Origin of the sequence: Lactococcus sp. DD01 (genome assembly GCF_001578715.1) — a bacterium.
GTDB lineage: Bacteria > Bacillota > Bacilli > Lactobacillales > Streptococcaceae > Lactococcus > Lactococcus petauri.
Map to the genome: position 1 here is coordinate 1 of NZ_KQ968939.1, position 8,176 is coordinate 8,176.

An 8,176-nucleotide genomic window follows, 5' to 3' on the forward strand; every position below is an offset into this window, starting at 1 on the left:
TTAATATAAAGAATAATAGAGTTCGTCTTTTCTTTGAGAATGGCTCTTTTTCGTGTATAGTAATATTTGAAAATAGAAAGGGGATATTTATGGCAAATGTACATCCATACCTATCATTTAACAACACTAAAGAGGCCTTAAGTTACTATCAAAGAGTGCTCGGGGCGACAAATATTGTTCGTATGCCAGTCTCAGAAGAGCAAGCAGAACAATTTGGAATTCCTCAAGAAAAACTGAACGAAGCAACAATGCACTCTCAATTTGATATCTTAGGGACAACGATTATGGCCGCAGATAATTTTCATTGTGATGATTTGTCTTATACTGGCTTTTCTATTCTTCTTGATTTGAATTCAGAAGACGAAGTTGCATTAAAAAAAGCCCAAGCGTTCTGGAAGTATGTCTTAGAGTCTGGAGAGGTAGAGATAAATATGCCATTCGAAGAGCAATTTTGGGGTGGAGCAATGGGTGATTTTATTGATAAATATGGTGTTAGATGGTTGCTACATGCGCAGCCTTATTCTAAAATTTCAAAATAGATACGAAACGCAAGAAGGACACCCTTAATAATTATTTCGGGAGGTAAAACTATGAAGAAAATTTATGATGAAACCTACACATCGGGTAGTCAATCCAGTAGAAATATTTGGTATTCAGATTGTTTACTCCACCAAGATAGTGAATTCGGCTCTATTGCAAATCTATCGATAGTCGTCCAAGAATTAATCGTTGATCGAATTCAATCGGATATAGAGGAAAAAGGAAAAGTCACGGAAATAAATTGGTATTTTTATGATTGTATTACAACAGAAGATGCTAACTCAGATAAAGTAAGGACCTCACTTATGCTCAACCTAAAGAATGAGATATTTATTGCTCACATCAATATTTCTGATTATACTTTTGCAATAGGTTTTAAAAATGTTCAACATCAAATAAAGCTTCTTGAGGAGACACTTAATAAGTGAAGTAGATATTTATAATAAATCTTTCAGAAAATTTATTGAAGTTATTTCATTTTCTGGTTGACTTTTGTGGTAAATGCTATAATAAAATAATCTCGAGGTGTTCAATGAAATTACTAAATAATTTAAAAAGTGCGATGTCTAAATCAGAAAAAGTGCGCCTAAAAGTTGAGGGCTTTCCATCCTTAGCTGAATGTTTACGAGGAGAAGGCCTCACTAAAAATACTTGATATCTTCCTTCAGGTGATAGTTCTTATTTTTCAAAAGATGAGTCTCTCATAATTCCTGGGAAGCCATTACTACATGCCCTCCTTATTCTAAAGATGGGCTAATAAGTACCTTGCGTACTGACCAAGCTGGACAAACTAGCTTCCCAGAATTTTTGATGAACACATGGAAAGCGGGAATAGTTAAATACGAGGTCAACTTTACTGACAGATATGTTATTTATTATGGAGCAAATGGTGAGGAGTATAAAGAAGCTTACTCTGCCGTAGAATTAAACTACAGTATTAACTAACTGCTGAAAAATGTTGTTTTTTTTAATGTCCATTTATGAACACTAGATATGAGATTATTTTATAGCTACAAAAATACTTATTTGGCTATTAGGACTAGATTGTTCAAAATTATACACTCTATTAATTTCATGGTTAACCTCTTCTAATCATATTTTCTTCAAAGTGTTTAATATGTCTAGTTGATAATCATGATACAGATAGGTAATTATTAGAACGTTTTTAGCAGGTCTGAACATGATAATGATTCTCCCCATAGAGCCATTATGTTAGATCTATTTGAGGATCTGAGTTATTTGTTTGATCTGAATCTAGTATTGTGAATTTTATTATATAAGCTCTTGGTTAACATCTGATTTGGTGACTTGAAGTTGAACATTTTTCTAGGGGAATTATTTATCCAGTTCTCAATGTAAGCCATGACATGTTTCGTGGTTTTCTTTGTCCCTTTTGGCAAATGCCTGCATATCATATGGTAATGATTTTCATTTGTTTCCCTTTCGTGACTAGCATAAGCATGACAGTAGTATACAGGACAATCTAGAACTTCTGAGAGTTTAGCGAACTCTTTCCCATGCCTGAAGTTACAAATCGTAAAGAAAAGTCTGTGTTCCTCAAAACCTGATTGACATATTGTGAGGTCTTATCTCAGGGATTAGGCGAATAATTTCTAAACGCGTCTTACCCTCTGTGAGTTCTCTATTCTCTTTTTTCAGAAACACCGTATAATATCCCAGTTCCTGTATTCTGAGTGATCATTGATGCTTTTGGGGCTTGCGATAGATATCCACAAAGTATGTTTAGCTTGTTAGTTTCGTTATTTATGTTTGAGGCGAATTACCCATACGAGAGGCGATCTCTCGATGGGTCAAGTTATCCTTACTTTTCTAGCGTTCAAGAAGCTGACGTTTTTGCCCTGTTAAATGCTTGTTTTTTGAGGCGTAGTTGTTTTGCATTATGAAATCTTTCGACTTTTTTTTCGCAACTACAAATCTAACATGCCATGATGTTTTTCTTTTTATAATATTTGTTATATTCTAATCCTTTATTTTCTCAAGTTAAGTATTGAACAATTTTTATTATCCTTAGGATTATTGAAATGACGCCAAATATTGTCCGAAGAAACATTGCTCCCCCCCCCAAAAAAGGAACAAACAAAAAATCAATCCTGCAATAATGCTTCCTCCCCCAGATGTTAAAAAAACTTTATTAGAGTCAAGATAGTGCCTAAGAACGAGAGAAATAATCTCTTCCATAATCCAAGGCAAGCCAACAAGTATCTCAATAACTATGAAAATAATATTTGTAGCAATAGCTAAGTTAATAAGAGAACAGATTCCAATGATAATCGTTCCTGTTAGTGAAACCTAGTCTGGTAAGAAAAGAATAAGACAACCACTCAGGGTGAAATCCCTTCGTTTATCCTGATAGCATTCTTTTTTTTGAAAAAATAAGAAACTAACCCAGCAATAAGAATATATTCATATTAAAATTATGTAAAATAAAGATATGCTGTAGAATAAATGATGTGAACCCTAAAGTATAGACTTTCAAAAAAGATTTGGAGGTATTTTCTTGTGGTTCAGTATTCTTTTGAATTCAAACTAAAAATTGTCCAAGAATAGATAGATGGAAAGGTTAGCTGTTATGCTTTAAAAGCAAAATATAAAATATCGGACACTCAAATAAGACGTTGGGTAGATCCTTATATTCAAAAAGGGAGTGAAGGGCTTCAACGGAGTCGTCAAAATAAGGTTTATGATTCTAATTTTAAACTCAATGCGGTAAACTTATACTTAATAAGTGAGAGGTCTTATCGAGAACTTGCTCAAGAACTAGGGATAGTTAATGTCCCTATGTATACACGTTGGGTCACAGAGTATCGTAAACACGGAGAGCTAGCTTTTTCTAAGGCTCAAGGAAGACCTAGAAAAGGAAAAACTCTGCCTATGAATCCGAAAATTAATTTATCAGAGGAAAACTTGGAATTTTTAGAACTCCAACAAGAAAATTTACGTTTGAGAATCGAGAACGAATATTTAAAAGGGCTGAGGAGGTTGCGAATGGAACAACAAGTGAAAGAAAAGCCAAACCAAACTTGTTCTCTTCCTCCAACAAAAATATAAGTTCCCACTCAAATAAGTATTAAAAATTACAAAGCTACCTAAGGCTACTTATTATTGGAAATCTAGGTTTAATCGTCCAAATAAAGATGAGTATATTGAAATTCAAATGCTTGAGATTCGTGCCCAACACCCAAACGCAGGTTACCGTCCAATGGTAGAATTACTGAAACAACGTAGTATTTATGTGAACCATAAAAAAGTACAACGTTTGATGAAAAAGCTTCAACTTGAAGTTACTTAGTATTGGCGCAAATCTCGGAAGTATAACTCTTATAAAGGACAGATCGGAAAAATAGCAGAAAACAAACTGAAAAGGCACTTCATGACAACTTTACCTCATCAAAAAAAATACAACAGATACTACGGAATTCAAATACTATGAAGAAGGAGCTCAGAAGAAACTTTATTTAAATCCGTTTCTTGATTTGTTTAATAATGAAATCATAAGTTATACTATATCTCAACGTTCAACCTATCAAGCAATATCATCTGCACTTTATCGAGCATTAGAGATTACTTCAGATTGTTCGTATCGTCGTACTTTTCATTCTGATCAAGGGTGGGCTTATCAGTTGAAAACTTATGTCAACACGCTTAAATCGCATAATATTATTCAATCTATGAGTCGTAAAGGGAATTGTTATGATAACGCAGTTATGGAGAACTTCTTTGGATTACTTAAACAAGAAATTTATCATGGAAGAATATTTAACTCCTTCGATGAGCTTAAAAATGAAATAATAGAATGGATTGAATACTATAATACTTATAGAATAAAGAAAAAATTGAACTGGATGAGCCCAATTCAATATCGTCTTTTACATTCACAACAACAATAAAAAGCTAAGAAATTAATCCTAGCTAAAAAGTCTAACTTTTGGGGAGCACATCATAAAATCATAAGCAGCTTTTTACTTTGTAAAATTTTATGTATAGTATTTCTACTTAATACTCCCTTTGTGTATGATACCTATACATGAGTACCTATTTCAGCATTTACTTTGTGCAAACGCTTCATTTTTTGTTGCAATATAGCAATTCAAATATTTAGAAAGTTGATAAAAATTATTTATATAATATATTACCTTACCTTACTTGAATGAATCTCCCAATAGATTTGGTTTGCTCTTTGATTAAAGTAACAGATCTTTAATCATAAAGAAAAGATAAAATAAGAGTGATAAAACTTTATTGTGATTTAAGGATTTCTTCAAGTAGAAAGTTATAGAGTGATTTACAAATATGAATATTAAATTTTCTATGCAAATAATACAGAATAGATTGAGAGAAGATTTGCTATATGCTCTGTATTTGGCAGAATAAGGATTTAGCGATATATAAAAAAGAAATATGAACTTCAATAAAGTGATTGATTTTATTTTGCTTATCGGAGTTATTAAAGGACCAATCATCATAGATGAAATGAAATTGATGATTTCTTTTGATTCAGAAGAAGTTAGAAAACTTACTTTATGAACTTATCGTAAACTTGAAGTGTAATATAGAGTTTATTGTCTTTAGAACTTTCTTAATGAAATTTTTATTCGTCAAAATTGAAGCGCAGAAATGTTTTTGATACAATTTAGATTGTCCTATTATTTTATAGTACGACAAAATCTTTTTCTAGTACCTGCCATTACCCCTAGCAGGTATTTTTGTGTATCAAATTTGTGTTTCCATATATCTTAAGAGGGGGTTAACTTATATTATATTATATTATATTATATTATATTATATTATATCGAGACAGCTCTCATAAATTGGGGAAGTTTTTTTATTATGGAAAACTGTTCCTCAAAATTGACTTGAGATAAAATGATTTGGTATACTTCTGAATATAATAAGTGTTGCACAAGAGACTCTCTAGGTTATTGACCATTGGACGGACAATAAAATCATACAACCATTAGTGCTTCCTCGGAAAATTATCCAAGTCGTGAAGGGAAAGGTTTTGAAAACCGTAAGGTATGATGAACAAAAAATAGAATGATTATTTTGTATTATAGCGTAAGTAGCACATCGAGTATACAGGCTCTATCATGGTTTGAAAATCGTGAAATAGAAGTTCATAAGAAAAAAATAAAGAATATATGTAAAACAGATTTAATTCACTGTCTATCTTTAAGCAGCGATGGTTTCTTAACAATTTTAAAAAATCCCAATAAAGCACGCTCGGAGTATTTGGAACAGCTTAAATCACTTGATAAACTGAACTTTGATCAGGCTGTCGAATTTATATTAGAGCATTCCCATCTCTTGAGAGTTCCGCTTATTTTAGACGATAATAAGCTACTCGTTGGATATAATCAAGAAGAAATAAGAACGTTTTTATCAACGGAGTATAGATTTGTAGAGTTATCACAGGGTGTACTATAACAAGAATATATTCGAAGCACTCCTTTATTTGGGAGTTTTTGTTAAAGAAACCTGATTTAAGAATGCGGTTATTTTACAGCTTTTTTATACAATAGAATAGGATTAAATAAGAAAGAAGCGATAAACAAATAGTGATAAAATTTTATTATGAGCCAGGGAATTCTTCTAGTAGGAAAGCAATGGCATGGTTTGAAAAAATGGAAATTGAAATTTTTTCAATGAGGATACAGTCGATATCTAGAGAAGATTTGTTTCGTATTTTATGCTTATCAGAATGTGGATTTACAGATGTTTTAAAGGGGGCGGGAAGAATCAGTGCAGGCGTTGAAACAATGAGAAACGAGCTTGAAAACATGAAATTTAATGAAGGAATTGATTTCATCTTAGATCATCCAGGATTATTAAAGGCCCCAATCATCATAAATGAAACGAAATTGATGATTGGTTTTAATGCAAAAGAAATCAGAAAATTTACCTCACGAACTTATCGTAAACTTGAAATGTAATGAATTACGTTGAAGTAATTAAGGACATTTTAAGGAGGGGGAGGATTATTAATATTTTCATTGTTTTGGTGTTTGCAATGGGGGGGATTAGTATTTAATAAACTGATTAGAAATTTCTTCATAGGTAAAAATATTAATCCATGGGAAAATGATAAAGAAAAAGTAAGCTTTGATTATGATGAAGTAAAGCAGCGTTGTACATAGCAAGCTTAGTACTCAATATATGTCGGTCTTTAGTGAGATTGCAATTCTAGAAATAGGAATTAATCTTCCAATATTTAAAAATTTGGCCAATGAAAATGTAGCGGATGGTGTAGTTACAAAGAAAATCAAATTATGATATAGTAAGTCATAATGTTACAGATAAAGAAAACATTTATTATCGAATGGGCGAAGTAGCAGTAGTTTTATCTGGGCATTCAGAAACAGAATAGAATTATTGCACAGGGTACACTTGAGAGAAAGTAAGTTATTCTGAGAAGATATAATGATATGGGGAATGCATTTTCGAGAAGCAATACTCAAATGATTTGAGTAAACTGTATAAAAGAAAAATTGTAAAAGCTTTTCTTTTATACAGTTTTACTTTACGTTTTCTATGTTAAAATACCATTGAAAAGTTTCAAGAATTGGAGAAAGAATGAAAAAACAACTTATATTATTAGGACTAATAATTATTGGGAATACTATGTTTGTAGGTTGTGATAAAACACAGGAAAGTGCGTTTGAAAATGTTGAGGTGGAGTATGGTGGACCAGATGGATTAGGCGATGTTGTAGCGATTAAAAATATAGAGGGAAATATTCAATATTTAGCAGCAAAAAAAGCTGGTTATTCGGATAGTCAAGCAGAAGAAATAAGAGATGATAGCTATTATACAGATAGAGCAAATAAATTTGATAAATCAAAGACAGCTGATTATAATAAATATCGAGATGTAAAGATAACAGTAATCAAACAAGAAAAACTTTCGAATGGTGAAAAAATTCTTGTAAAAGTAAACCCAGTTGAAAAAGATGGACCTATAAAATCGGAAGAAAAAGAATTTACTGTTAGTAATCTACCATCAAAATATTATTCTATAGGGAGTGTACTTAATGAAGTAGAAAAATATCCAATAAAATTTGTAAAAAGTAAAGGTCTAAGTGGTGAAGATATAATTGAGTTAAATTATGTTCCTTATTTTTCAGGAAAAAATGGAAAGGAAAATGTTTTTAATATTGAAGAGTTGAATGGTAAAGTGGTGAGGCCTTCTTCAATTTTCAGTTTAAACACAAAGGAAGGAGATAATTGTGTTATTAAATTATCACCTGAATATCTTGAATATAAAAAAGAACAAGGATACATTCTAAAAGGGGAAAATAGAATAATTCAAAAAATTGTTTGTACGCCTAGATTTGAATAAAAACACTGGATTAATCTCCAGTGTTTTTATTGCTAGAAGTATTAATAACTCCATCTTTTAATTGAATTTTTTTGCCGCATAGGAAGATGTTCATTTTCAAGAAAGTTGGAGCGAGCACCACATGGCTAGCAGTATCTAGCGTCACTTTAAGTGTGGTATTATAAATGTTTCTGTAGTTAGAAATTCTACATCCACACCTTACCCACTTTAATTCCTTGGTATAGAAATGCTTTCAGGGTTGTTCTTAAACCTAGTATAGATTTACTGGTTGTGCCAAGTA

The 8,176-nt window shown here is 31.7% G+C and carries 7 protein-coding genes and 1 pseudogene; all 8 read left to right on the top strand.

What is annotated here, in order from left to right:
* Positions 1 to 89 precede the first annotated feature (89 nt).
* Positions 90 to 539, top strand: a complete 450-nt coding sequence (locus LACDD01_RS00005) for a VOC family protein (RefSeq protein WP_061412381.1) — start codon at positions 90 to 92, stop codon at positions 537 to 539.
* Between the two features lie 51 nt (positions 540 to 590).
* Positions 591 to 968: a hypothetical protein gene (locus tag LACDD01_RS00010; RefSeq protein WP_061412384.1), complete on the top strand. Its 378-nt coding sequence runs from the start codon at positions 591 to 593 to the stop codon at positions 966 to 968.
* Between the two features lie 337 nt (positions 969 to 1,305).
* Positions 1,306 to 1,485 (top strand): DUF1398 family protein, encoded by a 180-nt coding sequence (locus LACDD01_RS11935; protein ID WP_197458014.1) that lies wholly within the window; start codon positions 1,306 to 1,308, stop codon positions 1,483 to 1,485.
* Positions 1,486 to 3,108: 1,623 nt separating this feature from the next.
* Positions 3,109 to 4,448: pseudogene (locus tag LACDD01_RS11380) on the top strand (IS3 family transposase).
* 511 nt (positions 4,449 to 4,959) lie between these two features.
* Positions 4,960 to 5,085, top strand: coding sequence for a hypothetical protein (locus LACDD01_RS12510; protein ID WP_255357159.1), 126 nt, complete (start codon positions 4,960 to 4,962; stop codon positions 5,083 to 5,085).
* A gap of 510 nt (positions 5,086 to 5,595) precedes the next feature.
* Positions 5,596 to 5,985 (top strand): ArsC/Spx/MgsR family protein, encoded by a 390-nt coding sequence (locus LACDD01_RS00025; RefSeq protein WP_061412387.1) that lies wholly within the window; start codon positions 5,596 to 5,598, stop codon positions 5,983 to 5,985.
* A gap of 131 nt (positions 5,986 to 6,116) precedes the next feature.
* Positions 6,117 to 6,491: an ArsC/Spx/MgsR family protein gene (locus LACDD01_RS00030; protein WP_369814467.1), complete on the top strand. Its 375-nt coding sequence runs from the start codon at positions 6,117 to 6,119 to the stop codon at positions 6,489 to 6,491.
* 640 nt (positions 6,492 to 7,131) lie between these two features.
* A complete protein-coding gene (locus LACDD01_RS00035) occupies positions 7,132 to 7,896 on the top strand; it encodes a hypothetical protein (protein WP_061412393.1) in 765 nt (254 codons plus the stop codon).
* Positions 7,897 to 8,176: the final 280 nt, after the last annotated feature.